Origin of the sequence: Marinobacter sediminum (assembly GCF_016820575.1) — a bacterium.
Lineage (GTDB): Bacteria > Pseudomonadota > Gammaproteobacteria > Pseudomonadales > Oleiphilaceae > Marinobacter > Marinobacter sediminum.
On record NZ_JAEMQH010000004.1, the window covers coordinates 94,058 to 119,722 of the forward strand.

19 protein-coding genes are annotated in these 25,665 nt (G+C 57.3%); 8 read left to right on the forward strand and 11 right to left on the reverse strand.

The annotated features are described in order from the left end of the window. Positions 1–3 precede the first annotated feature (3 nt). Entirely contained in the window at positions 4–2,124 is a 2,121-nt protein-coding gene (locus FGO67_RS15890) for a type VI secretion system Vgr family protein (protein ID WP_203301662.1), read from the reverse strand. A 175-nt stretch (positions 2,125–2,299) separates the two neighbouring features. On the opposite strand from FGO67_RS15890, the gene FGO67_RS15895 reads away from it, so the two are divergent. Further along, positions 2,300–3,325 (forward strand): NADP-dependent oxidoreductase, encoded by a 1,026-nt coding sequence (locus tag FGO67_RS15895; RefSeq protein ID WP_203301663.1) that lies wholly within the window; start codon positions 2,300–2,302, stop codon positions 3,323–3,325. A 31-nt stretch (positions 3,326–3,356) separates the two neighbouring features. On the opposite strand, the gene FGO67_RS15900 is transcribed toward FGO67_RS15895, so the two are convergent. From FGO67_RS15900 to FGO67_RS15925, 6 genes are read right to left on the reverse strand one after another with little or no spacing between them, the layout of a single operon-like run. Then, the gene (locus FGO67_RS15900) at positions 3,357–4,322 is read right to left on the reverse strand and encodes an NAD(P)H-quinone oxidoreductase (protein ID WP_420844523.1); all 966 of its coding nucleotides are present in this window, start codon (positions 4,320–4,322) and stop codon (positions 3,357–3,359) included. 32 nt (positions 4,323–4,354) lie between these two features. Continuing rightward, entirely contained in the window at positions 4,355–5,476 is a 1,122-nt protein-coding gene (locus FGO67_RS15905) for a tRNA-queuosine alpha-mannosyltransferase domain-containing protein (RefSeq protein WP_203301665.1), read from the reverse strand. A gap of 14 nt (positions 5,477–5,490) precedes the next feature. After that, positions 5,491–7,221: a sugar phosphorylase gene (locus FGO67_RS15910; protein WP_203301666.1), complete on the reverse strand. Its 1,731-nt coding sequence runs from the start codon at positions 7,219–7,221 to the stop codon at positions 5,491–5,493. Next, the gene (locus tag FGO67_RS15915) at positions 7,218–8,441 is read right to left on the reverse strand and encodes a glycosyltransferase family protein (RefSeq protein WP_203301667.1); all 1,224 of its coding nucleotides are present in this window, start codon (positions 8,439–8,441) and stop codon (positions 7,218–7,220) included. Before FGO67_RS15915 ends, FGO67_RS15910 begins: the two co-directional genes overlap by 4 nt. A 32-nt stretch (positions 8,442–8,473) precedes the next feature. Then, entirely contained in the window at positions 8,474–9,277 is an 804-nt protein-coding gene (locus tag FGO67_RS15920; protein ID WP_203301668.1) for an HAD-IIB family hydrolase, read from the reverse strand. Positions 9,278–9,292: 15 nt separating this feature from the next. Continuing rightward, positions 9,293–10,228, reverse strand: a complete 936-nt coding sequence (locus tag FGO67_RS15925) for a hypothetical protein (RefSeq protein ID WP_203301669.1) — start codon at positions 10,226–10,228, stop codon at positions 9,293–9,295. Positions 10,229–10,304: 76 nt separating this feature from the next. Between FGO67_RS15925 and FGO67_RS15930 the strand changes: the two genes are divergently transcribed. Then, positions 10,305–11,759 carry a protein adenylyltransferase SelO gene (locus FGO67_RS15930; RefSeq protein ID WP_203301670.1) on the forward strand — a complete coding sequence of 485 codons (1,455 nt, stop codon included), beginning with the start codon at positions 10,305–10,307 and terminating at the stop codon, positions 11,757–11,759. Positions 11,760–11,856: 97 nt separating this feature from the next. Here FGO67_RS15930 and FGO67_RS15935 read toward each other — a convergent pair whose 3' ends face one another. After that, a complete protein-coding gene (locus FGO67_RS15935; RefSeq protein ID WP_203301671.1) occupies positions 11,857–13,371 on the reverse strand; it encodes a fumarate hydratase in 1,515 nt (504 codons plus the stop codon). A 239-nt stretch (positions 13,372–13,610) separates the two neighbouring features. On the opposite strand from FGO67_RS15935, the gene FGO67_RS15940 reads away from it, so the two are divergent. Together FGO67_RS15940 and FGO67_RS15945 are read left to right on the forward strand one after the other, a co-directional pair. Next, positions 13,611–14,384: an enoyl-CoA hydratase gene (locus FGO67_RS15940; RefSeq protein ID WP_203301672.1), complete on the forward strand. Its 774-nt coding sequence runs from the start codon at positions 13,611–13,613 to the stop codon at positions 14,382–14,384. Between the two features lie 304 nt (positions 14,385–14,688). After that, the gene (locus tag FGO67_RS15945; RefSeq protein ID WP_203301673.1) at positions 14,689–17,655 is read left to right on the forward strand and encodes an Ig-like domain-containing protein; all 2,967 of its coding nucleotides are present in this window, start codon (positions 14,689–14,691) and stop codon (positions 17,653–17,655) included. A 52-nt stretch (positions 17,656–17,707) separates the two neighbouring features. Here the strand turns inward: FGO67_RS15945 and FGO67_RS15950 are convergent, their stop codons facing one another. Further along, the gene (locus tag FGO67_RS15950) at positions 17,708–18,778 is read right to left on the reverse strand and encodes a CaiB/BaiF CoA transferase family protein (RefSeq protein WP_203301674.1); all 1,071 of its coding nucleotides are present in this window, start codon (positions 18,776–18,778) and stop codon (positions 17,708–17,710) included. 197 nt (positions 18,779–18,975) lie between these two features. On the opposite strand from FGO67_RS15950, the gene FGO67_RS15955 reads away from it, so the two are divergent. After that, complete coding sequence (locus FGO67_RS15955) at positions 18,976–19,995, forward strand: AraC family transcriptional regulator (RefSeq protein ID WP_203301675.1); 1,020 nt, start codon at positions 18,976–18,978, stop codon at positions 19,993–19,995. Between the two features lie 6 nt (positions 19,996–20,001). Here the strand turns inward: FGO67_RS15955 and FGO67_RS15960 are convergent, their stop codons facing one another. Next, on the reverse strand, positions 20,002–20,859 hold the full coding sequence (locus tag FGO67_RS15960) for a hypothetical protein (protein ID WP_203301676.1): 858 nt from the start codon (positions 20,857–20,859) through the stop codon (positions 20,002–20,004). 5 nt (positions 20,860–20,864) lie between these two features. Further along, positions 20,865–22,289: a DNA recombination protein RmuC gene (locus tag FGO67_RS15965; protein WP_203301693.1), complete on the reverse strand. Its 1,425-nt coding sequence runs from the start codon at positions 22,287–22,289 to the stop codon at positions 20,865–20,867. A 593-nt stretch (positions 22,290–22,882) separates the two neighbouring features. Here FGO67_RS15965 and FGO67_RS15970 point away from each other — a divergent pair. The 3 genes from FGO67_RS15970 (at position 22,883) to FGO67_RS15980 (ending at position 25,664) form a co-directional block, all read left to right on the forward strand. Next, positions 22,883–23,176, forward strand: coding sequence for a hypothetical protein (locus FGO67_RS15970; RefSeq protein ID WP_238942514.1), 294 nt, complete (start codon positions 22,883–22,885; stop codon positions 23,174–23,176). 176 nt (positions 23,177–23,352) lie between these two features. Next, positions 23,353–24,150, forward strand: coding sequence for an ATP-dependent zinc protease family protein (locus tag FGO67_RS15975; RefSeq protein WP_203301678.1), 798 nt, complete (start codon positions 23,353–23,355; stop codon positions 24,148–24,150). Then, positions 24,147–25,664 carry an inactive transglutaminase family protein gene (locus FGO67_RS15980; protein WP_203301679.1) on the forward strand — a complete coding sequence of 506 codons (1,518 nt, stop codon included), beginning with the start codon at positions 24,147–24,149 and terminating at the stop codon, positions 25,662–25,664. Before FGO67_RS15975 ends, FGO67_RS15980 begins: the two co-directional genes overlap by 4 nt. Position 25,665 lies beyond the last annotated feature (1 nt).

Consider the following 25,665-nt stretch of genomic DNA (forward strand, 5'->3'; position numbering starts at 1 on the left):
TGCTCACTGATCTACCTCCACTGCCAGCGGTTTGATGACCACGACATCCTCGCCTGTGGAGGTGCCTCCGATTACATCAACAATCAGCTCTCGGTTCGGTTTCTCGATGCCGTTAAAGGCAACCGTCTCTGGCGAGGCATTGCGTCTCTGGTGAACGTCCGCAAGGCTGTCCGCGGGCGCTTTGACGGCAGATTCCGACTCCACCTTCCTGGGCAGATCCGGCTGGTTTACCTGAACCGCTGAGCCTCTGCCCGGCGCACCACCGGAATTAATCTTGATACCCGGACCGCTCAAGGTCACACCGCTGGCGTCGAGCCGGATGAAACTGCCTCCTCCGGTAATGGTGAGCTCCGACCCGGCATCCAGAACCACTTTGGCGCCCGCCTTGTGGTGCGCTTCATGCTCCGCCTCGCTGGCAGAGCCTCCGCCCACCGAAGTGTGGAGAGTGCCACCGATGTCCTGAAAAACATCTGCGCCATAGCGCTCTCGTGCTTCTCCTTCGATGTTGGTGTGTGAACTACCTCCGACATGACAGACGTGCTGATGCCTAACGGTCAGGTGGCTGTCGTTTTTAATCACCTCGGTACGGTTATGCTCCGTGAGCAGGTCCAGGTCTTTCTGGGCGTGCACGTAGATCTGTTCCTGACCAGCCTCGTCTTCAAAGCGCAGCTCGTTGCTGCCCTCGCCCTTGTGAGTCTGGGTTTTCAGGGTGGTGCGGGTTTTGTGTTCCGGCAGCGCATACGGCGGTTGGTTGGTGGCGTGGTAGGTGCGCCCGGTGATGATCGGCTGGTCCGGATCGCTGTCCAGAAAGGACACAATCACTTCATGGCCGATTCGGGGCAACGACATAAAGCCATATTGCCCGCCAGCCCAACCCTGGCTGACCCGCAACCAGGCGCTGCTGTGTTCGTCGTTCTGGCTGTAACGATCCCAGGGAAAGCGCACCTTCACCCGGCCGTGTTCGTCGCAGTGGATTTCTTCACCCTCGGGGCCAGTGACGATGGCAATCTGCGGGCCGTCCATGAGGGGGCGATGGACACACTGTGGCCGCCAGGTGAGGTTCGCGGGGATGGCGCTGAAGCTGTTGTGGTAAGTGGTCGGTTCCGATCCGCCCTCTTCCTCTAAAGCCTGTGGTTGCTGGCCCCGATGAGTAACGGCCGTGAGCAGCCAGTCCCGGTTCAGGGTCGGTTGGTCGTGGTCGGTGAGTTCAACCTTGGCGCCCGGTGCGAAGTCCGGGCGATTGCTTTCGCCTCGGGCGGTACTGGCGTCGTTTCGCAGCGCGTCCAATCTGGCCTGGGTGAACGGCTGACCACTGGCGTCGGCCTTGAATCGGCCCGGGTAATCGAAGTGCTGGTAGTCGTCGCGGTGGTTAAAAGCACTGGCACTCTGCTCGTGCATAAGGGCGTAGGCGGGATTTTTGAAGGTATAGTCTTTCAACGCAACGGAAGCAGCCCGAACCCGCTCCTGGTAGCGGAACTTGAACACTGACAGCCGCCGGTGACTGCCGCCCGCAGAGGCGTTGTAGGCTACGGGAGCCAAAACCGGTGCATCGCCGTGATGGTCGGCCACAATCAGCCCCGCCGATGCACTGCCGTCGACCGCGCCGTGCTGATAGCGATAATGCCAGCCTTCCTCGGCCGCCAGTCGCTCCAGAAACGCCAGATCACTTTCCCGGTGCTGAACACAGTATTCCCGTTCCACCGACTCGCGCTTAAGTTCAATCACCGAGTCCACAATGCCCCGCTCTTCCAGCAGCGTGCGTGCAATGGCACCAGGGTGCTGTTTCTGGAACATCCGGCTGTTGTGCATCAGCCCCAACCGCCACAGCGGCGGCTGGATGACCAGTTCATAGCGGGTGCGGCGGTGGCCGGAGTCGCCGCGGACAAACTCACTGACCACACCGGTGAAGCGTCGCAGCGGTTCGCCATCCTGCCAGATCATCAGTTCAACAGGCTGTTCGAGCACGGCTTCAGCACCAATCGACGGATCGATACTGGCCAGTTGCAGGCGGCCATGAAACAACTCGGAAAGGGCTTCGGTCAGTGCAAAGCCAACCACAGAAAAAACATCGGGGGGGAGCTCACCAACACGGGCGGTGAACTGCAATCCACTTGCCTGGGGCATGTCTTCCGTCCTTGAAGAAGAAAAATAGTGCTCATCCTGAGCGTGAACGGAAGTATACCGACGGCCTGAATGAATGTAACCCAAACGACCCGGTCACCTCTCCAAGATGGGAGGTTGACCACAGGCTGATTCTGCTGCACCCTAATCTGGTTTCATTATGCAACCGGAGAACGCTGTGAGCGAATACAAAAACAGAGCCGTGGTGCTCAAACAACGCCCGCAAGGGGAAATCCAGGAAGGCGATCTGGCCATGGAAGAGCGGCCGGTCAGGGCGCCTGGTGACGGCGAAGTCGTTGCCAAGATTCTCTGGCTTTCGCTGGATCCTTACATGCGCCCACGCATGAACGACGCCAAGGGATACATGGACCCCATTGGTATCGATGAGCCCATCGTGGGCGAAAGCGTTGCCCGCATTGTCGAATCCCGCTCGGACAAACTGAAGGTGGGCGACCTGGTGACCTGTTATTCGGGCTGGCAGGAATACGTAACCTTCCCCGCCGACGCACCCATGGTCTACAAGATTCACCAGAAGGATAACGTGCCCCTGCAAACCTATCTGGGCGTGGCGGGCATGCCGGGGCGCACCGGTTATTGCGGCCTTATGTACGTTGGCCAGCCCAAGGCCGGCGAAACCGTGGTGGTCTCTGCCGCCTCAGGCCCGGTTGGCACGGTGGTCGGTCAAACCGCAAAAAGCGAAGGTTGCCGGGTTGTCGGCGTCGCCGGTGGTCCGGAGAAATGCAGTTTCGTGGTTAACGAGCTGGGCTTTGATGCCTGCGTCGATTACAAGGCGGGCAACCTTGAGGCTGATCTGAAGGCTGCCTGCCCCGACGGCATCGACGTTTATTTCGAAAACGTTGGCGGTGCCGTTACCCGAGCCGTGGCACCGTTGTTAAACGACGGCGCACGAGTCCCCATCTGCGGTTACGTGTCAGCGTACAACGCTACTGACATGGCCTCGGTAGAAACACCCTTCCACGTCCTCAAGGCTCTGGATCCGGTGCCCGAGCATCGCTTTTTCCTCGTCACCGAATGGCAGGACAAGCATCAGGAAATCACGGACATTCTGGCTTCACGCATCGCCAGTGGCGAATTGAAGTACCAGGAAACCATTGTTAAGGGATTGGAGAATGCCGTTGACGCCTTCAAAGGCATGCTCAACGGCAAGAACTTCGGCAAGCAGCTGGTGCACATCGCCGACTGATTGGTTGGCAGCACTGTGATAACCGGGAAGGTCAGTCTGCGACCTTCAGCAGAACCTTCCCGGTGTTCTGATTTTCGGCAACGTAAGCCATCGCCTCTTCAACCTTGGTGATCGGCCATTCGCTGTCGATCTGCGGGCGGATCTGCCCAGCGCTCAGCAACGGCCATACGTGCCGGTGCAGCGCCTGCATTACCTTGCCTTTGTCGACCACGGTCCGCGATCGCAGTGTGGAGCCAATCAGACGGTGACGCTTTACCAGCATTAGGCCAAGATCCACCTCGGCCGAACGGCCACCCATCAGTCCAATGAGTACGATCCGGCCATCCACGTTCAGGACTTTCTGATCCTCGCCGATGTAACTGCCTCCGACCGGGTCCAGCACCATATCGACGCATCCCCAGCTCTTCACGGCATCGACAAACGAGCCGTCGTTGCGGTTCCAGACACCAGTTGCGCCCAGCTGCTGACAGGTTTCCAGCTTTGCTGCATCGCCCGCAGTTGCAAACACCGGGTTGCCAAACGCTGTTGCCAACTGGATAACGGCCGTACCCAGGCCGCTCGCTCCGGCATGAAGCAGAAGGCGCTCGCCCGGCTGCAGTTCCGCTTCCTGATAGAGATTGAGCCAGGCGGTGGCGAACACTTCCGGAATGGCCGCAGCCTGATCCAGTGAATAGCCCTTAGGCACGGGCAATACCTGAACCGCGGGCACCACTACCTTGGTGGCGTAACCGCCGCCAGTCAGCAAGGCGCAAACCTCCTGACCTACTTCCAGGCCACTAACCGACTCACCCAGCGCCGCAACGCGGCCACTGACTTCCAGGCCCAAAATATCGGACGCACCCGGCGGTGGTGGATACAAGCCGGCTCGTTGCATCAGATCAGCGCGATTGATTGCAGTCCAGACAACATCGATTTTGACATGGTCGGCCGGCAGTTCTGTGTAATCGTCACAGTCCTCCCAGCTGAGTTTGTCTCCGATTACCTTGATCGCTTTCATCATGTCTGAGGTCTCGGTTTTGGAACATCAGCTCAGCATACCCGATGTTTTTCCAGCGTTGTAATGAGAATATTTTCATAAGCGGCCGCAAGCCTGCCCATGCCCCATTCCAGGGGTTTCAGGGGTTCAACAGATCGGTTCAGCATTGCTGTCAGCCGGTCAGCGGCACCGCGCGCTTCGGCTCGGGCATCGTCAGCAACGCTGGGATAGAGCTGCGAAGGTGGGACATATTCTGGATAAGCCAGGCGTTCAGGAGCCAACGCCAGACAGCCACCGGCCATCGCCTCCAGCATCGCAAGGCCCTGAAAATCATGCAGTGCCGTCGAGATCACCACATCTGCCTCGGCTAGGAGGCGGTCGTAGTCGGAGCGACTGGGCAGAAAGCCCCAGTGTTGGATGCGCTCGCTATGGCGCTGGCGAATCCCATCGAAAGCCTCCGGCTGCTGCCGGAAGGTTTGCCCCACCACGCTCAGGCGAAAGTCCTGGCCCCGCTTTTCCAGCTCATCCAACAGCAACAACAGGCGATCGGGGCCCTTGTCGTATTCCCATCGATGATTCCATAACAGATGCGGACAGGTTCGGTTCAGTGGCTCCGTGCGATCTACGAACAGGCGGTCCTCAATGGGAACGGGTAACACCTGGGATTTGTCCGCCAGCTGGCCCAGTGTCTCACTGGGCACACCATCGGGCAGCTTGCGGTAGAGCCGGGCCACCCCCTCCAGAAAGCTGCGACGGTTCCAGTCACTGTTGAACAGGACAACATCGGCGGCAAGGGCGCTGTAGAGATTCACCATCTGCGGGTCGACGCTGGCATGCTGCCCTTGCGACTCCGGGTAGGCGAACTGGTTTTCATGCATGTACAACACAGCAGGGGTTGCAGCCAAGTGCGGATGCAGGCCTCGAATGGAGACCAGATCCACCATGGAGGTCACCAGCAGCAGATCCCACTGCTGCTGCAACAGAGGCTCGTTTAACCAGGTAAGGGCGTTGCCTCGTATCCGCCAGCGGAAAAACCGTGCGGGTAGCGTGAGAGTCTGCCAATGGAACCTTGGCTGGCTGGCGACCAGCTGCTCCCGCCAGCGCCGGTGGCTGTCGGCGTCGTAGGCGGAGAGCAGAAGAGTGCGGGGTTTACGGGCTGGGATCGTGTCGGGCATGCAGGCATTCTGCCCTACTCCCGATTCGACAACCAGACGCTCTGGTAGGGTTTCAGGGTAATGCTGCCGGACTGGTCGTCAATGGTCATGCCCGAGATCAGGTCCACCCACTCATCGGTGCCAATCAGGTTAATGTCACTCAAGGCCACCTGCTGGATTTCGTTGCTGATGTTGTGGATGCAGAAGATAGACTGATCCCGCCGCATGCTCTGGCGCCAGAATCCAAACAACTGCAAACCAAGGTGCAAGGTGAACTGGGTCGCGTTGGGGTGAAACGCCGACTGTTTGCGGCGAATAGCGATCAGTCGCTTCAACTCGTGAAAGGCCTTGCTGTGATGAGTCAGCGGATCCGCCAGCGCCTGTTCCAGCTTATCCAGCTGCCACTGACTCCGATTGATCGACCGCAGCCGGCCGGTGTTCTCAACCCGCTCCAGATCGTTTTCCGTGGCTAAAAGGCTGTGGATGTAAAACGCCGGAATGCCCTCCAGGGCGAGCATCACTGTATGGGCACAAATAAACCGCTGGAACTGCCAGTGATCAGCACCGGATTCCGCGGTGCCCTTGAGAGCGTCGTATAGCGCGATGTTGATCTCATAGGGCTGGTCCCGCCCATCCGCGGTCCGCCGGTAGGACACCTTGCCGCCGAAGGAATCCATGGTGTTGATCAGCCGCTGTTTCTCTTCCTCGCTCAACAGGCCGTCAGTGGGCCGCATACCAATGCCGTCGTGGGAGGCAATGAAGTTCAGATAGGTAGTGCCCATCTGGGCCGGCGGCATGCTCATCAACCAGGTTTTCAGGTGCCGGCAATTCCCGGTCACCAGAGTGTTGATCAGCAACGGTGGCAACGAGAAATTGTAGATAACGTGGGCCTCGTTGGCGTTGCCAAAGTAGGTCAGATTCTCCCGGTTGGGCACGTTGGTTTCAGTAATCACCACCGCCGTCGGGCTGTGATGTTCAATCAACAATCGCAGAATCTTGATCAGCTCGTGGGTCTGCTGCAGGTGAATGCAGGGGGTACCCGGCTCCTTCCAGAGGAACGCCACGGCATCCAGCCGAAACACAATCACCCCGCGCTCCAGGTACTGCCGGATGATGCCGGCAAACTCAATCAGCACCTGAGGGTTGGCAAAGTTCAGATCGACCTGGTCCTCACTGAAGGTACACCAGACGTGGCGTTCACCATCCTCGGTCTGCACCGGGCTCAGCAGTGGCGAGGTGCGGGGCCGAACCACGGCGCTCAGATCGTCCCGGGGATTGCCCTCAAAGAAGTAGTCCTTGCCCGGATCCACCCGCTTGCGGAAATTCTCAAACCAGCGGCTGCGGGCCGACATATGATTGATCACCAGATCCGCCATCAGCTTGAAGTCTGCGGCAATGGCTTCAACCTGTTCCCAGCTGCCATGGGATTCGTTCACCGCCAGGTAGTCCATCACGGAAAACCCATCATCGGAACTGAATGGAAAGAACGGCAGGATGTGCACCGTGGAAACACTGTCTGCCAGGCAATCCCTCAAAAACTGATGCAGGGTGACCAGCGGCTTCTGATCCGGCTGCTGCACCGAATCGGCGTAGGTAATCAGAACCACATCGGCCTCGTCCCAGTTGTTCTGGTGTGCCGGTGGTGGCGGTTGCTCGGGCTCCAGCCCCATGGTTTCCAGCAGTTGGTCAGCCAAGGCCTCGCAATCCAGATCCGGATAAACGGTGGTCAGCAGGGACGCCAGTTTTGTCTTCAGTGCCTGGGTCATGGGCGGAATTCCCGGTTATCGAGCTCCACCGCTTCCAGCAGTTGTTCCTTGATATCTGGAATCGCACTGGTCACCCGGTTCCAGCTCGGGATAAACGGTGTGTCCATCGGATTGTCGAGAAAATAGGCGCCGGCGCGCATCACGTTTTGAGCGAACAGCTCAACCGCTTTTTCTTCCTTGTGGCGATCAAAGGTCAGGCCATTGATGATGGCATCGTTCTGGTAGGTCTCGACAAAATCCAGGGCAATGCGGAAGTACGAGGCCTTGATGGTCCGGAACTTCTCTGACGAAAAGATCTCGCCGTTGGTGGCCAGTTTTCGGAACAGCGCTTTGGAAATGTCCATGCTCATCTTGGACAAGCCACGGCTGGCGTCTTCCGCGGATAATTCCTGGTGCTTGTGATCGTAGACATCGGCAATGTCCACCTGGCACAGACGATTGGTGGCGTAGTTGCGCTTCATCTCGGACAACACGCCAACCTCCAGGCCCCAGTCGCTGGGAATGCGCAGGTCGTTGATGACATCCGTACGGAAGGAAAACTCACCCGCCAGTGGGTAACGATAGCTGTCGAGATAATCCAGGAAGTCGCTGGGGCCACATACCTTCTTCAGGGCGCGAATCAGCGGCGTCACCAGCAGTCGGCTGACCCGGCCGTTCATTTTTCCATCAGCAACACGGGCGTAATAGCCTTTGCAGAACATGTAGTTGAAGCCCGGGTTGGCGACGGGGTAGATCAACCGGGCCACCAGGTCCCGGGAATAGGTCAGGATGTCGCAATCGTGCAGCGCCACGGACTTGCTCACACCCGAGGCCAACACATAGCCAAAGCAGTACCAGACGTTTCGCCCCTTACCCATCTCCGTGGGCGCCAGGTTTTGCTCTCGCAGTTTCAGGTCAAGATCCCTCAGCCGTGGCCCATCGTTCCACAATACCTTGAAGTTCTGAGGCAGTTCCGAAAAATACTCCAGGGCGTGGCGATACTGCTCCTCATTGGCGCGATCAAGGCCAATGACGATCTGGTCCAGATACGGCACCTTGGTGAGTTCGTGCACGATGTTCTTGAGCGCTGGCCCTTCCAGCTCGGAATAGAGCGAAGGTAGAACCAGGGACATGGGGCGGGCCTTGCGGAACTCCATCAGTTCCGCCTCCAGATCCTCCACGGGCCGACGAACAAGGTTGTGCAGGGTGGTGACAATGCCATTCTGGTAAAAGTCGCCCATGGCGGCTCTCCTCTTTGGAACCGGTTCTCTTGTTAGTAGCCGTACTCAAACAGGAGATTGAGTACGCACTCATTCCAGCCGTCCGGGCCGGGCTTGAGGGAGCGCATGGCGTGTTTGGCCGATGGCAGCTGCACGTCGTCACTGTGAACGCCTCGAATCACAACCGGGATATCCGCCGACTCCAGCATTTGCTGATCGTTGGGGCTGTCTCCCAGGGCAATGGCAACTACCGGCTGCTCACCAAAGTGCTCCCGGTATTTACCCAGCAAAAAGTGGGCCCCATCGGCTTTATCGAAGACACCCATGGCGTGATAGAACCGTCCGCCCTGCACCAGGCGCAGGTTTTCGGCCATCAGGGCTGTCTGAAATCCAGCAAGTTCTTCGTCCGGCCCCTCCCACAACAGGGGCTCAGTCCCGAGCCGATCCTTGGCCATTTCAGCCGATGTTTCATCAAGCCCGGTCAACTCAGCCAATTCCTTGGCCGACATATCCTCAAAGCCTTTGAACCGGGCACCGGCCTTGCGTTGAGCCGCCAGCACCGCCAGGACATCGGCCCTGGATGCCCCAAAATTAACCACCTGCTCCTCGTTATTTCCGAAGGTGCCCGCCGGAATCACCACCGCTGCACCGTTTTCGACAATGAAAGGCGCCCCGTTACCCAGTTCCTGCCGCACCTTGCGGATCTCCGGGGCGGTTTTGCTGGAGTTGAGAACTAACGGAATTTCGGCCTGATCAAGCCGTTTAAGTGCTGGCGCGGCCGCCTCCCAGCGGTAGTTCTCGTGATTGAGAAGAGTGCCATCCAGGTCAGAGATGATCAGTAGCTTCGGCTTGGTCATGGAAATACTCCGTTACTAGGTTCGGAACTGCGGCAACCCAAGGGAATGATCCTCAGCCACCTCAATCAACACATTGGCTCGCTCGGGCATTTCAATCAGGCAGGCGCGGGTGACGCGCTCGTAGTGCATGATGAACCGGTCCACCTCGGCATCGGTCATGATGCGCAATGATTGGGCGGCGCCGGACCCCTCGCCCGCTTTTGGTGCGTTTTTGATCTTTTCTGCCAGCTTGTGCTCCTGCAGAGTTCGCCATTCCCGGACACTGTCCATAGAGGGGGCTTTCAGCATCACCAGCGTGTCCAGGTCATCAAAGAACCGGCGGTAGCTGCCCTTCAGACAGTCGTTCACGGTTCTGCGCCAAATGCCGTGCATGTCTTCTTCAGACTCCAGAGGGTTGAGCAGCTGCTCCAGAGCCTGATCCGGCTCGGGCCGCGCGCCCACACACCAACCTTCGAGCAGGATTACCTGCGCCGGCCCCTGGAATACAGGCCATTCAGCCCGTGGAACCCGGTCATCGACAGACTTGTCAAACATCGGGATGGGTGTCTGGTCGGTCGATTGCGCCGCTCTAAGTTGCTTGATTACCTGCTGACCCAACTCGACATCGTGGGTGCCGGGCACGCCCCGGGTGCGAAACAGGGGATGAACGCGGTCAGCAAGTTCGCAGCGCTCCGCTCTGGTAAGGTAGAGATCGTCCAGCGAAAAACTGGCAGTTGGGCAGTGATAATGCTTGCCTAGAATCTCCCGGAGAAACAACGCCAGAGTCGATTTCCCGGTGCCTTGCGCGCCGTGTATGCCAACCACAATGGTTCGATTGGCACTGCGCTGCAGCGCGACCAGGTGCTCAACCAATGGGAGAACGGTCTGTTCGGCGGTGTTCACGTAGGTGTCAGGCAGCGCCTCCTGCTTGATCAGGGCGTTGAGGGTTTGTCTCAGCTCAGGTTCAGACACGATGTTGGAGTCCCGGCAGTGGTTGAATGGTTAATAAGCACAGCAGTATTCGTACCAGTGGGAGTATAGGCATTTTATGAGCAACCACGATTTTCGAGTTGAACATCGCTACCTGGAACTCCCGGACAGTTTCTACACCCGTGTTCAGCCCAGCGCCCTGAAAGACGCCCGTATGGTGTGCTTCAATCACGCGCTGGCCGACGACATGGGCTTTCACACCGAAAACGCCGACGAGTGGACCCAGATCGGCGCCGGCGCCGAACTCCTCGAGGGCATGGATCCGGTAGCGATGAAGTACACCGGTCACCAGTTCGGAATGTACAACCCGGAATTAGGCGATGGCCGTGGGCTATTGCTCTGGGAGACCGTCGGGCCGGACGGCCGGCGCTGGGACTGGCATTTGAAAGGGGCCGGTACCACGCCCTATTCCCGGTTTGGCGACGGGCGGGCGGTGCTTCGCTCAACCATGCGGGAGTACTTGTGCAGCGAGGCCATGGCCGGACTGGGCATTCCCACCACGCGAGCTTTATTCATGGTCAGCGCGAAGGACCCGGTGCGTCGTGAAACCATCGAAACCGCAGCCGCACTCGTCCGGGTTGCCGAGAGCCACATCCGCTTCGGCCACTTTGAGTTTGCCGCCCATCATGAAGGCCCGGAAACCGTCAAAACCCTGCTTGAACATGTGATCGCACTGCACTTCCCACATTTGATTGCACTTCCGGAGGAAGAACGCCACCAGCGCTGGTTCGAAGAGGTGGTGGAGCGCACCGCCCGGCTGATCGCAGACTGGCAGGCCGTAGGATTCTGTCACGGCGTGATGAACAGCGACAACATGTCGATCATTGGCGACACCTTCGATTACGGCCCCTACGCCTTCCTTGACGACTTCGACGCCGGCTACATCTGCAACCACACCGACCAGGGCGGCCGTTACGCCTACAACCGGCAACCACAGATCGGCTTCACCAATTGCCGCTATCTGGCCAACGCGTTGTTGCCGGTGATGGACGAGGATGCGGTACGCCGGGGACTGCGCCGCTACGAAGTAGCCTACAACGACCGCTTCCTGCAGAACATGCGGGACAAACTGGGCTGGCAGCAGGAGCATGAGTCCGACCTGGGGCTGATCATGGACACCTTCAGCATGCTGCATGAGCACCATGTGGATTACACCGGTTTTTTCCGGGCACTCTCCAACCTTCGCAGACACGGCCACGGCCCGGTACTGGACCTGTTTGTGGATCGCAGTACCGCCAGCGATTGGCTGCAGCGTTATGAACAGCGGCTACAGGCCGAAAGCCGGTCTGATGAGGCCAGGGAATCCGCCATGCGCGCAGTGAACCCCAAATACATATTGCGAAACTACCTGGCCCAACAGGTCATCCAGGACGCCCAGAACGGCGATTACGCGCCCATGCACGAGCTGATCAAAGTGCTGGAGCGTCCGTTCGACGAGCAACCCGAACACGAGCAATACGCCGCGCCACCACCGGATTGGGGCAAGCACCTGAACATCAGCTGCTCGTCCTGAGCAATCTCGAAGACAGGTACGCGCGATAAAACAGCGGCCATAAAAAAAGGGTGAAGCCGAAGCTTCACCCCTTCTTGTTCTCCGACGGAGAAACCGATCAGACGGCCTTGGCCGCGATGATCTTCTCCTGCCACTCGGCGGGACCGGTCTGATGCACTGACGAACCGCGAGAGTCCACCGCTACGGTCACCGGCATGTCCTCAACTTCGAACTCGTAAATGGCTTCCATACCCAGTTCAGGGAAAGCCACCACTTCGGCGTGCTTGATGGCTTTGGACACCAGGTAGGCAGAGCCGCCCACCGCCATCAGGTACACCGCGCCAAACTCGCGGATGGCGTCGATGGCCACCTGACCACGCTCAGCCTTGCCAATCATCCCGGTCAATCCGGTCTTCTCCAGCATGGTGTGAGTGAACTTGTCCATCCGTGTGGCGGTGGTGGGGCCAGCAGGACCAACCACTTCCTCACGCACCGGATCGACCGGGCCCACGTAATAGATGAAGCGGCCTTTCAGATCGACCGGCAGCTCTTCACCCTTCTCTATCATATCCACCATCTTCTTGTGGGCAGCGTCACGGCCGGTCAGCATCTTGCCGGACAGCAGTACCGTCTCGCCCGGCTGCCAGTCCTTCACATCTTCCGGGGTAACGGTATCCAGGTTCACCCGGCGAACGTTCTCTCCCACTTCCCAGGTGATTTCTGGCCAGTCTTCCAGGCTAGGCGGAGTCTGCAGCGCCGGACCATTGCCCTTCAGGGTAAAGTGCGCATGACGGGTAGCGGCGCAGTTCGGGATGATCGCCACCGGCTTGTTGGCCGCGTGGGTTGGATAATCCTTCACTTTCACATCCAGAACGGTGGTCAGGCCGCCCAGGCCCTGGGCACCAATGCCCAGGTCATTGACCTTGTCGAACAGCTCAAGACGCAGCTCTTCAGCACGATTAGACGCACCGCGTGCCTGAAGATCGTGAATATCGATCGGATCCAGCAGCGACTCCTTGGCCATTTGCATGGCTTTCTCGGCAGTACCACCGATACCGATACCGAGCATGCCCGGCGGACACCAGCCAGCACCCATCTGCGGCACCATCTTCAGCACCCAATCCACCACAGAATCGGACGGATTCAGCATGGCGAACTTGGATTTCGCTTCGGAACCACCGCCTTTGGCGGCTACGTGCACTTCTACCGTATCGCCCGGCACCATCTTGTAATGAATGATGGCCGGCGTGTTGTCGCCAGTGTTCGCACGCTTGCCGTCCGGATCGTCCAGAATAGAGGCACGCAGCACGTTATCCGGGTGGGTATAGGCGCGGCGTACACCCTCGTTGATCACATCATCCAGGGGCAGTTCGCAGTCCCACTGAACATTCATGCCGATGTTCACGAACACGGTCACGATGCCGGTGTCCTGACACAGCGGCCGGTGGCCTTCGGCGCACATGCGGGAGTTGATCAGGATCTGCGCCATGGCGTCTTTCGCCGCCTGAGACTCTTCCTTCTGGTAGGCCTCGTGCACGCTATCGATGAAATCCTTCGGGTGATAGTAGGAAATGAACTGCAGCGCGTCCGCTACGCTTTCAATCAGGTCGTCCTGGCGGATTACCGTGGTCATAGGCGCCTCATCAGCTAGATGTCGTTGTTTGGTGTCGTGGTCTAAAAAAGAGCCAGAGAGTTTACCAGAAAATCCATCAGGCGCGGCATCTGGCCAACGGTAAAGCCGTGTACAAAAGCTGCAACAACCCGCCGCTAAAAAGCTATCATGCTAACAAAATAATAATTACTCTCTGAAAACCACACCTGAAAGTAAGCCTTACGAAAAAGCACTTAACAACAATCCGAGCCGGAGGCCCAATGACTGACCTCATCCTGACCGAGCAAGCCAATCGCATCCTGACCATCCGCATCCACCGGCCAGACCGAAAGAACGCCCTGACCCACGCCATGTACACCGGGCTCGGTGATGCCCTCGAACAGGCCGAAAACGATCCAGAGATTCGCTGCGTGCTGTTTACCGGGAGCAACGACTGCTTCACCGCCGGCAACGATCTCGGCGAATTCGCTGCGGGTTTACCCGGTGCCTTCGAAGACACACCGGTCGGCCGTTTTCTATTTCTGCTGGCCAGTGCCACCAAACCCGTGGTGGCCGCAGTGAATGGCCCAGCCGTTGGCATCGGCACCACCCTGCTGCTGCACTGCGACATGGTATTCGCCGGCACCAACACCCGCTTTCAGATGCCATTCGTCAACCTGGGCCTGTGCCCGGAGGGCGCCTCCAGTTTGCTGCTGCCGTCCTGGCTTGGGCGGGTTCGCGCCGCTGAGCTGTTGATGCTGGGTGATACCTTCACCGCTGAAGATGCGGCCCGCCTCGGCCTGATCAACCGCGTGTGCGATCCGTCCGAGACTGAAGCTACCGCTCGCGAGATTTGCACCAGACTGGCCCAACAGGCACCGGCAGCCATGCGCGCCACCAAAGCGCTGCTCAACCGACCCACTCAAGCCGAACTCAGGGACACAATGATCGCAGAAGGCGCACGATTTTCTGACCTGTTGAAGGCACCAGAAGCGGCAGAAGCGTTCAGGGCGTTCGGCGAAAAGCGGAGCCCGGATTTTTCGACTTTCAAATAGCCAGCCGACCAACACCTCATTGCTCGACAAACCGCTCAGGGCCAACTATTTTGCAATTTGGCCAATCTCCATTCGTGCGTGGAGTATTCAAAGCGAAAGAATCACACTTTCGGCTGATCAACACTTGCCATACTGTCGCTATAGTCGAAGATACAGAAATTGGCTTAATGCGCTGGCTACAATTTCAGACAACAGTTAACAACAGTTAAAAGCAGAACAGGCCACTGACAACGGGCTTACCGGATCAGACCGGCCCCGTCAGCTGCCTGACATAACGACACAACAACAGGAAAAGGTTCCACCCATGTTCAAGAAAACTCTAATAAGCGTTGCCGTGGCGTCTTCCCTTGGACTTACAGGCTGCTTTGATAGTGGCAAATCGGGGAGCAATGCGAATCCGGATTATAAGATCAGTAACCCGAATTTCACTGGTAAGACATGGCCGGTTTTCAATGGCGTGACTCGGGAGTTCCCTGTCCCCAACGACATCTTGTTTGCGTTGGAAAGCGCGGCTGACGGGACTATGGTTGATGGTTCTGACCCTACCAACCCAGTCACAACTGGCATCGGTTTTCTTGATGGGAATTCCGTTTCTTCTGCTTTCGATATCAAAATCTCCGGCAGTCTCGATGCGAACCAAACATTGGACGCGCGCAGTTTCATCGATGCCGGCGGTTCGATTATCCCGAACCCCAGTCAAAACGTATTCTTGCTGCCTCTTGAATATCCTGGCCAAGACGCTCTACTTTCAGCCGAGGGTGAAATCCCAAGCTTTGCGCAAGCTGTGGATTACCAAGTCGCAAGCGGCCTACTGGCCGCCGGTCAAACGGCTGCAGCAACCAGCATCTTTACAGAGCTGGCGATTCCCGTTGCCAGAGCTGAGATCATCAGTCTTGACGACGGCGTAAACAACGTAATTCGTATCAACCCGCTAGCACCACTGGAACCTAAGACGAAATACTTAGTGGTTATCACCAATGATGTTAGCGATGCGAGCGGCAAGCCTCTGGTTGGCTCACCTGCTTACCAGAATTACTCCAACCCTAATGAGCCTCTTGGCAACTCAGATCTCGCCCCATTTAGAAGTGCTATTCTCGACTGGGAGACTTTGGCTGAGGGTTATTTCGGCTTCATGCAAACTGTTTTCACCAAAGCTGGGGTAAGCGCAACCGCCCCATCGAAGGACGACATCGTATTCTCGATGACGTTTACCACCGCCGGTGTTGAGGATGTACTCACTGCTAACGCTGCTCCGCGAAAGTTCTTCCAGGAGAGCCAAGAGATTGATGCTCGCCAAGAAGCGATCACTAAGCTTCTTGACGAAACTTATAACCTGACCAATCAGGCGACTGGCGGTGATGCGACAGACGACGCAATCAATGATCGCCTGTATCAGCTGTTGACTGATCCTGCTCAAGGATTCCGACTGTATAATGCGGACTTGGATGACACCCTTACAGCTGCAAATGCGGGAAGCGTCACGCTTACTTTTGGCGACGTCGCGGGAACTGGCGAGGACCTCAATACTACGTTGGCCTTCTCCCTACAGACAGCAGTCTCTCAAGCAGCTATCTTCGTCAAGGGCCCAACTATTGCGGGCCAAGCAACAGCAGTAGAGGGCGGTTTCGTGAATTCGCTTGGAGTTCTTGAAGCGCCGCAATCACGTACTGTTAACTTTTACTCAACGGACGAAGATGCAAGCTCAATCAACCCAGCACTTATTGCGCCTGCAAAAGTCTCTCAAGGTGACATTACACTACCCTATTTCCTTGATATTCCTGCAGACAATGTTGATGGTTCGGTGATCAAGACCTCCAGCTGGACAGCTAACCAAGCAGACAGCCTTCAAAGCCCTCCTGGGGCAACTGGTTTGCCCGAGGTAGTGGCGCCATCTGACAAAATCACCTATCGATTCCCGTTTGCTGGGGAAACTGCTGAAACTACAGTGCCTGTTTTGGTAACGTACCCGGACGCCTCCGCTACAGCAGCAGTAGGTATAACAAAACCCGTTAACGGTTGGCCGGTTATCATTTACCAACATGGTATCACTACCGACCGCTCAGCAACCTTGCCCTTAGCGAATGCGCTAGCATTTTCCTGTGTCGATACTGGCGACACACCAGAGAATCCATTAACTTGGACAGCCTCAGGTGACGATTGTTTTGCCACTATTGCAATTGACCAGCCTCTTCACGGTGTCGTCCCGGCTGGCAGCATCGTTCCTGGTCTTTCTATGATCAAAGATCAAAATGGAACAGTGACTGCAGGCGCCTCGGCTGGTGCTACTGAGCGTCACTTTAACTTCTCAGCCAACGCTGCGCTTGAACCCACACCAATGTCAGCCTTGCCTGACGGGGCTGAAGCATCAGGTAGCCTATTCATCAACCTGAGCGATTTCGCAAACAGCCGCGATAATCTTCGTCAAGGCGTGCTTGATCTTCTAAACCTTAACGCATCAATTGAAGGCCTCGACATTGACGGAACTGCCAATGGCGCAGATTTGGATCCAAATAGAGTCTATTTTGTCGGCCATTCGCTTGGCGGCATTAACGGCTTGCCGTTCGTATCCGTTAATAACTCGGTCTCAGGGCCAGATGCTGCAGGAACTGTAAATGAAAATCAGCCTGTGATTCAGGCAGCTGCAGTGCTGAACTCAGGCGGAGGAGTGACCAAACTTCTTGAGAACTCCCCCAGCACAAGCTTCGGTGCTCCTGCTATTCTGGCGGGGCTTGATGCAGCTTCTGACGGCGTTTTGGTGCAAGGCTCATCTGCCCTGGAAACCTACTTCGCGGTTCTCCAAGGCCTGATAGACTCGACTGACCCAGTCAACTTTGGCAAATCCCTGTCATCCTTTGACATCCTGCTCACAGAGATCGTCGGTGATGGCACAGCTGAAAACCCATCAGACCGAACCATCCCCAATGCAGCGGATGCCGATCTCTACGGGCAAGGACCTCTGGAGCTTACGCTTAGCAACGGCTTCGTAATCGACAGCCTTCCTGCACCTTTGGCCGGTACTGAACCGACCATCGCGCAGATTGGCGCCACTCCAACTGCTGCTGGCTCTGTGCCAGCCGTAACTCGCTTCACCGAGGGGTCGCATGGCACACCGGTGAGCGCTTCCAATACTGAAGTGGATCCTCTGACCAGCGGAGCGGTCTTTAACGAGATGGTTGCTCAGATCGCTGAACTGTTCACAACTGCAACTGACCCTGATACTCAAGATGGTTCGGTTTCCGTAACAAACAGTGCAGTGGTAGAAAGCAACTAAGCAAAAGGGGCCGAAAGGCCCCTTTTTTATTTCTGCGCATTGGTTTTCGCTATCAAACGATTTGCCCCCCTACTTTAATCGGACTACCTATCTGCTTCTGCATCACCCCATCCCCACGATCCACCTCAACCACCATCCCCCTCGCCTTCAACTGCGGATGCTCCGCCGCCTCAGAAACCGTCAATACCGGCTCCACACAAGCGTCCTGATCGGCAAAAATTTCCTGCCATTCCCTCAACGTCTTTTCCGCAACTTTTTCCCTCAGAGCCGCTTTCAACTGCTGTTGCTGCACAGGGTCCTGACTAAGAGCATGCCCCTTCATCTCAGCCAAACCCAAGGTATCGCAAAGCCTTGCAGAGAATTGTGGCTCCAGGCTGCCAATGGACAACCAACGGTCATCCTGGGTTCGGTAGTAGTCATAAAACGAGCCTCCATTCAGCAACGCACTCTCCGGCTTCTGCTCTTGCCCTCCAGCCAGACACGCAGCGCCAGCCATGGCGTTCATGGCAAAGGCGGCGTCGGTCATACTTATATCAACGAACTGCCCTTCACCGGTCTGTTGCCGGTTTATAACGGCCGCCAGGATACCCATGACGGCATGGTGTGAGCCGCCAGCCACATCCGCCACCTGAATACCCAGAGGCGGCGGACCACTGTCTGCGCGGCCGCAGTGGCTGCTGACACCCGCCAAGGCGAGGTAATTGATGTCGTGCCCGGCGCGGTCGCGATAGGGGCCGGTCTGGCCATAGCCGGTGATGGCGCAGTAGATCAGCTTGGGATTGATGGCTTTCAGTGTCTCGTAGCCGATGCCCAGGCGATCCATAACACCGGGCCGGAACTGCTCCACCACGATGTCGTAATCCTTCACCAACTCCTTCACCCGCTCAACCGCTTCGAGCTGCTTCAGGTTCAGAGGCAACGTTTGCTTACCGCGGGTCAGGTAGGAGAACGCGGTGGCGAATTTGCCATCGAACGGCGGCATTACCTTGGTGAGGTCCACCCGGTCGGGTGCCTCCACCCGCAATACTTCAGCGCCCATGTCGGCCAGCAGCATGGTGGCGTAGGGGCCGGGCAACAGGGTGCTGAAATCCAATACTTTCAGTGAGGTCAATGGACCTGCCATGGCGTTCTCCTTTGATATTCACTTTGTTGTTGTCAGATTTGTCAGTAGATCTCATGCTGCCCGGTTTTGCCTTCGGGGCCAACTGCCGGTTCCTTCATTCCCATTGGCCGATTCTGCCAGTTTGTTGATATTTGGCCGGTTGCATTGTTCCACCGGGGTTTTATGATGGGGCTCGTTTTCACGGAATAGCGAGTGACATGTCTAACCTGACGGTTTCAAGACACTTTGTGCAGGCCGCTCTAGAGGGCGCCGAGCGCCTGGGTTTTGATACCCATGAGATGCTGAAAGACGCCGGGATATCTCCGGAGCTGCTGCGCATCGAGATGGCGCGGGTCAGCAGTGAGCAGTTCAGCCGCTTGATGCAGGTGCTGTGGCACCGTCTTGATGACGAGTTCATGGGGTTTGGCCCACGCCGTGCCCGCAGCGGCACCTTCGCTACCATGTGTGCGCTGGTGATTGATTGCCCCACACTGGAGGCGGTCTACAGACAGGCTTACCAGTTTTCCCGGCTCTTCGAGCCTATGGTGACCATGGAGCTGGAAACCAGTGGCGATACGGTTCAGCTGGTTACGCGCATGGAAGGCGAGATCCACGACCCCGGCTTCTTCCTTCGTGAAAGCATCCTGGTGATTTGGCACCGACTCGGCAGCTGGCTGATCGGTCAGCCGGTGGAATTAACCAAAGTTGAGTTCGCCTATCCCCGGCCGGCTCACGGCGATGAATACCGCCACATTTTTCACTGCCCGCTGGCATTCGACTCCGATCGCACCGCCCTCACCTTCGATAAGCGCTTCCTCAGCGCGCCGGTGATTCGAGACAAGTCGGAAATGCGGCAGTTCCTGAAGACGTCACCAGCGGATCTGCTGTCACGCCCTGATGAGAGCAATACCTTCACCGGCAAGATCCGGGCATTGATCGGCCGAGACTTTTCCAAGCCCCTGCCCGACTTCGAATGGATTGCCGCGGAACTGCACACCAGCCCGCAAACACTGCGCAGGCGGTTGAAGCAGGAAAACACCTCGTTTCAGGAGATCAAGGACTTGCTGCGCAGGGACATGGCAATTTACTACCTGGGCCGGCCGGAGCTACCAATCAACGATATTGCCAGCAAGGTCGGCTTCACCGAGCCGTCCACCTTTCACCGGGCATTCAAGAAATGGACAGGTGTTACCCCGGGCGCCTACCGCGAGGGCGAACGGGGCAACCTGAAGAATTGAAGGGCTTCAGGAGCCCGCGGGGGTCTGCAGATTGCGGATTAGTTTGCCAAAGGTGCGGGCGATTTCCTGAGTCTGGTCCCGATCAAGGGACAGCTGCAACAGGCGTGATCCGTCTCGTGGGTCGTAAACCCAGCAGGTAGTCGCAGCGGCCTCGCAGGCCCATTCCACCTGCGGATTTACACCAAACACCGAGAGGGTTTGCGTTGTTCTCACCATCCGCCCTTCGGCATCACGGCGAATTTCCTGCAAGTTGATGGCACTGGACTCCGCACGAATCCGGTATTGCACATCGGCCGGTTTATCCAGTCGCACGATGGTTTGATCTTCACGCCAGCCTGCCCCTTCAAGCAACGCATTAAGGTGCAGCGCAAGTGCCTGCCGATCAGAATTGACCAGGTAGAGTTTGCGCAGGGAGGCCATCTGCTGGTCCCCGGCCGGCTCTATCACAGCCACTTTATTCGACTCGCCGTTACCGTTCTGAGGCGCCGCAGCCTGATCTTTGCGGGTTTTCTCTACCACAGTGATCAGCTTCAACGCTTTCTGGTAGTGGCTGCCATCTGTTCCAGCACTCTCTACATACGCTTCCAGCGCCGATTGTGCCTCGTTCAGGTGCCCCGCCTGGTACATCACCCGGCCACGATAAAAGAAGTAGTCTGCGGGTTTGGGACCTTCAAGCTGCTGGAGCCGGTTGAGGTACTCGCCCGCCTCTCCCCAGCGCTCTTCGGTCACCGCCTCTTCGGTCGCCAGCATCAGGCGACGGGTCTCATGTTCCGGAGCCAGTGCCCAAGCCTGACCAGCCAGCAACGTTGATGCTAGAACCAGCCCTAGAGCCCGCTGACGGGTCTTTCCGTACGATACTGCCATGACACTCACTCCTGATCGTTATCCGCGCCAATCGCCTGCTCTTCCGTCTCTAGAGAGGCTCCCGCCCTCTCATCGTCGGGGTCGTCTTCGGCATCCACTTCCGCCTGATCCATAATGCCCTTTGGCAATTCCTTCTTCACCCGGACACCCAGCTCAACAAACCGGTTTGCCTGAGATATCAGATTGCCGCGCCCACGGGTCAGGGTGTTCATGGCGGAATCGTAGGTGCCCTGGGCGGTGTGCAACTGCCCTCCGAGTCGTTCCATGGCCTCCACAAACACCCGCAGCTTGTCGTACACCGCACTGGCGCGCTCGGCAATTCGGCGAGCGTTCTGGCTCTGTCGCTCATACCGCCAGATGTTTTCGATCGTCCGCAGCGTCGCCAGTAACGTGGTCGGTGTCACCACAATAATCTTTCGCTCAAACGCTTCTGCGAAAAGGTTCTCGTCCTGCTGAAACGCTGCCACAAACGCCGGTTCAATGGGCATGAACAGCAACACGAAATCCGGCGAATGCAGCCCATGAAGCTGGCTGTAATCCTTCTCACTCAGCGTCCGGATGTGATTCCGAACCGCTTCCACGTGTTGTTTCAACGCCTCTTCACGCGCCGCATCGTCCTCTTCGGTGACCCACTGCTGGTAGGCGAGCAGGGACACCTTGGAATCGACAATCAGATTCCGGCTGTCCGGCAGGTAAACCACGACATCAGGCCGAAGCAATTGGTTGTCACCGTCGCGGTAGCTGCCCTGGGTCTCGTACTCCACGCCCTTGCGCAGACCAGACTTCTCCAGCACCCGTTCGAGAATCAGTTCACCCCAGTTACCCTGTATTTTCTTGTCGCCCTTGAGGGCGCGGGTCAGGTTCGAGGCCTCCTCGGTGATCTGTCGATTCAGCTCCTGAAGCGACTTAATTTCACTTCGCAGCGCCTGGCGATCCCGTGTCTCTGTAGTGTAGACGTCTTCTACCCGCTTGCGGAAATCCTGAAGCTGGTCACGGAACGGGTTCAGCAACGTATCCAGGCTGGTGCGGGTTTGCTGGCTGAAGCGCTCACTTTTTTGCTCGAAGATCTTGTTCGCCAGATTCTCAAATTCCTGCTTGAGGGCGTCGCGGTTGCGCTCCAGCAACTCCAGCTTTTCCGAGGTGGCGCGCCGTTCCTTGTCCAGTGTCACTTCCTGTTCACGAAGGGTTACCTGGGCCTCGTGTAGCTGACGGGACAACGCATCCGCGCGCTGCTGCTGGCTGGTCCGCTCCTGCTCGAGCTCGGTGATCCGTGAGCGCCGCCCCTCCAGATCCGATTCCAGCCCGGCAACCCGGTTTTCGAGACCGGTTGCGCGCTGACGCCACTGCTCCAAATCCTGTTCGTGTTTGGTCAGGCGATGATGTTGCTCGTCAAGCGCCTGCTGCAGGTGCTCCGTCTGCTGCCGTTCCATGGCTCGCTCGTGATGGGCCGCCAGCAGCGACTGCTCAACCTCGGCGCGGGCCTGCTCCAGCGCCTCAAGCTCCGACGCCAAACTTCGACGGGCCCCAGCACTACGTACTAATAAGGCTGCAAGCGCACACACGCCAACCATCAGCACCAGTATCCAACCAGCCATTACAGCTGGCTGGGACATCATCAATCCAGTGACAGCTTCCGGCACTGCATGCACTCCTGTATCTGCGGCGAAAATCTTTAAAAAAACCAGACTGTGAATCAGTGCACACAGTCTACCTCATCCATGGAACCTTTTTCCCAGCGGCCCGTGACAGTCATCGTGGATCACTGCTTTGATCTCGACTGCTTGGCAAATCCCGGAGCCGAGCGCATCTGTTTATAGACGCGCCTCGTAATATCGTCTAAAAGGATGGAATGTCCTTTTGTCTTTAGGCATTACGTTTTGTTAACCGTGCCGGGGACGACGACAGGATCGCATACGGGCGAAAAACCATGCTAAAAGAACTCTGGCGAAAACTTGGAACGGATTTCATGCAACCGGGCTGTTCTGCGCCCGCGGCCTATTCTGGACTGGCTGGAACGCGTGAAATGCGCAGTTCTATCGGGCGATCCCGTGTACTCCCCCACATCACCCACACCGGTGAATTCCATCTGGAACGTTTGACCAACCTGCTGAAAGGCCGCTACAGCAAGGCTTTTGATACGGTCAGCGGAGATTCCGGCGACGAAGCACTGCGCGACCTGATCTGTTACGCAGCGCGGATTCAGGATCAGGATATTCAGCGCGAACTGTTACTGTTCTACCTGAACTGCTCACCGGTTATTCAGGAATTCCTGCGCTCAGAAACCACGCTGGGCGAAGCTAACCTCTTGTTTCGGTAATCAGTTACCTACCGAACCTGAGAACTTGCCAGAAAATCCCCCTCTTAACCAACTGTAAAGCAACTACACAGTTCGGTTGTTGTATACTCCTGCGCCTACTATCTTCAAATACATTCATACTGGCCGTGGTACCAGCCATGGAAACGGCCTGAGAACTGCCGGCACAGGGGTATTCAATGGGTTTAAAACAAATACGGGCTGGTTTTCCTCAACCAAGAGTCCTGTTAGTAACTGGCATGCTTGTATTGCTGGCTGGATGCTCATCAGACCGATATTTCATGGTGCCCAAGCAAGATTTAAGCGAGCTTAATACGTCCGTTAATACCCAACGGGCGACGCTTGTGACCATGGATAACAATGCCCAGTTCCGTCATGAAAAGATGCTGGAAAAGCAGCAGGACAGCACCGATTCGATCATTGATGCCATCAAGACTCAGGTTGAAAAACCCAGTTGCCCCCCCGCCCCCGCACAGAGAGTCTGCCCAACGGTAGATACCTCCAAGACTCAGGACGCTCGCCTTAAGGGCAAAATCATTGTTGGCCACGTGGAAAAAATCTATTTGGCGGCTGTGGAGCAGGTTTACACCGCGCGTATTGACAGCGGTGCTGAAACGTCTTCCCTTGATGCCCGCAACATCACCCGATTCGAACGTGATGGCAGCAACTGGGTTCGCTTTGATGTGCCTGTGCCAGGCTCGGATACGCTGACCACCCTCGAGAAAGAAATCGTCCGGAGGGTCCGGGTCACCCAGGCCGCCGCCGAAGACCCTGAACGTCGCGTGGTTGTGGAGCTCCAATTTGCAATCGGGGATCATCAACAAGTCGCCGAATTCACGCTGACCGACAGAAACGATCTCGACAATGAAGTGTTGATTGGTCGCAACGTCCTCCGCGACGTAATGCTGATTGATGTTGGCAGGGAATTCGCGACCAAACTGCCCGAAGCCATCGCCAAGAACAGGAATGACTCGTGAAGCCCCGCTCTCGCCTCCCGTTTTACGTCGCCGTTTTTCTGCTCATTTCTGCAGGCATTTCCCTGGCTGTCTGGCGTCACATTGAGCTTGGCATCCCCTGGCTGACCGGGGAACAGCGCCCGGTCTGGATGATTGAGGCCCGTGTCGATTTTGATGCCGACGACAATGCAGTGCAGGCCAGCCTGAACGTGCCGGATCAACCGCCCGGATTCCGCATCCTTAGCGAACAGGCCGCGTCGCCCGGATACGGCTTCTCAATCATCGAGAAGTCTGGTAATCGCACGGCGGAATGGACCAAGCGCGATGTCTCAGGCCCGCAAACCCTGTACTTCAAAGCCCAGTTTATTCCGGACGAAACCGCTCTGAGCCAAAAACCCGCTAAAGAACCCAAGGCTCGCAAAGTATTCTTTGAAGAGCCCCAGGCAACCGCCGTGCGTGAACTCCTGGCGCAGGCGAATGCACGGTCGAGCACTCCGGAGAGCATGACCCGGGAGCTGATCCGACTGATGCAGCCAGATACCCGCACCCAGAACACCACCCTGCTGGTGGCCGAGGAAAACTACCTGGATCTGCTGGTGGACATGCTGAACCACTCGGGCATTCCAGCCCGCATCGCCGATGGGCTGAAGCTGGAAGATGCCCGGCGCCGCCAGTCGCTGATGTCCTTCCTGCAGATCTACAACGGCCAGCAGTGGTTAACGTTTGACCCCAAGAACGCCGAGCAAGGCGTTCCCGAAAGTCTTCTGCTGTGGCGACAGGGCTCCGCATCACTCCTAGACGTAGTGGGTGGCGACAACTCCGAAGTGAGCTTCTCCATGCTTCGCCAAACAGTGCCAGCGCTGCAGCTGGCGACCATGCAAGCGGACTCCAATGGGCTCGGCTTCCTCAGCTTCTACGAGCTGCCCATCGAGGAACAAAGCATGTTCCGCATGCTGTTGCTGCTGCCGCTGGGCGCACTCGTGGTGGCGTTCATGAGGATCGTCATCGGCATTCGCACCTCCGGGACATTCATGCCGGTACTGATTGCGGTGGCGTTCGTGCAAACCACCCTGGTACCAGGGCTGATCGCCTTCCTGTCAGTGGTCTCCATTGGCCTGATGATGCGCGGCTACCTGTCCAGTCTGAACCTGCTGCTGGTATCGCGAATATCGGCCCTGATCATTCTGGTTATCTTCATCACTGCCGGCCTGAGCATCATTGGTTATCAGATGGGCTTCAATACCGGCATGACGGTTACCTTCTTCCCCATGGTCATCATTGCCTGGACCATTGAGCGCATGTCCATCCTCTGGGAGGAGGAAGGGGCTAATGAAGTGGCGGTCCAGGGCGCCGGCAGTTTGTTTGTAGCCATCTGCGCTTACCTACTGATGAGCACGCCACTGGCCGGACACCTGACCTTCAATTTCCCCGAATTGCATTTCGCCGTACTCGGCCTGATTTTGCTCATGGGGCAATACACCGGCTACAAACTGAGCGAACTCAAGCGGTTCACGCCCATGAGGGCCTACGACTAAC

Excerpts from the sequence above, each read along its gene's own strand:
- FGO67_RS15890 (WP_203301662.1), bottom strand. The coding sequence starts at position 2,124 with ATGCCCCAGGCAAGTGGATTGCAGTTCACCGCCCGTGTTGGTGAGCTC.
- FGO67_RS15900 (WP_420844523.1), bottom strand. The coding sequence starts at position 4,322 with ATGAAAGCGATCAAGGTAATCGGAGACAAACTCAGCTGGGAGGACTGT.
- FGO67_RS15905 (WP_203301665.1), bottom strand. The coding sequence starts at position 5,476 with ATGCCCGACACGATCCCAGCCCGTAAACCCCGCACTCTTCTGCTCTCC.
- FGO67_RS15910 (WP_203301666.1), bottom strand. The coding sequence starts at position 7,221 with ATGACCCAGGCACTGAAGACAAAACTGGCGTCCCTGCTGACCACCGTT.
- FGO67_RS15915 (WP_203301667.1), bottom strand. The coding sequence starts at position 8,441 with ATGGGCGACTTTTACCAGAATGGCATTGTCACCACCCTGCACAACCTT.
- FGO67_RS15920 (WP_203301668.1), bottom strand. The coding sequence starts at position 9,277 with ATGACCAAGCCGAAGCTACTGATCATCTCTGACCTGGATGGCACTCTT.
- FGO67_RS15930 (WP_203301670.1), top strand. The coding sequence starts at position 10,305 with ATGAGCAACCACGATTTTCGAGTTGAACATCGCTACCTGGAACTCCCG.
- FGO67_RS15935 (WP_203301671.1), bottom strand. The coding sequence starts at position 13,371 with ATGACCACGGTAATCCGCCAGGACGACCTGATTGAAAGCGTAGCGGAC.
- FGO67_RS15940 (WP_203301672.1), top strand. The coding sequence starts at position 13,611 with ATGACTGACCTCATCCTGACCGAGCAAGCCAATCGCATCCTGACCATC.
- FGO67_RS15945 (WP_203301673.1), top strand. The coding sequence starts at position 14,689 with ATGTTCAAGAAAACTCTAATAAGCGTTGCCGTGGCGTCTTCCCTTGGA.
- FGO67_RS15950 (WP_203301674.1), bottom strand. The coding sequence starts at position 18,778 with ATGGCAGGTCCATTGACCTCACTGAAAGTATTGGATTTCAGCACCCTG.
- FGO67_RS15955 (WP_203301675.1), top strand. The coding sequence starts at position 18,976 with ATGTCTAACCTGACGGTTTCAAGACACTTTGTGCAGGCCGCTCTAGAG.
- FGO67_RS15960 (WP_203301676.1), bottom strand. The coding sequence starts at position 20,859 with ATGGCAGTATCGTACGGAAAGACCCGTCAGCGGGCTCTAGGGCTGGTT.
- FGO67_RS15965 (WP_203301693.1), bottom strand. The coding sequence starts at position 22,289 with ATGGAACGGCAGCAGACGGAGCACCTGCAGCAGGCGCTTGACGAGCAA.
- FGO67_RS15970 (WP_238942514.1), top strand. The coding sequence starts at position 22,883 with ATGCGCAGTTCTATCGGGCGATCCCGTGTACTCCCCCACATCACCCAC.
- FGO67_RS15975 (WP_203301678.1), top strand. The coding sequence starts at position 23,353 with ATGGGTTTAAAACAAATACGGGCTGGTTTTCCTCAACCAAGAGTCCTG.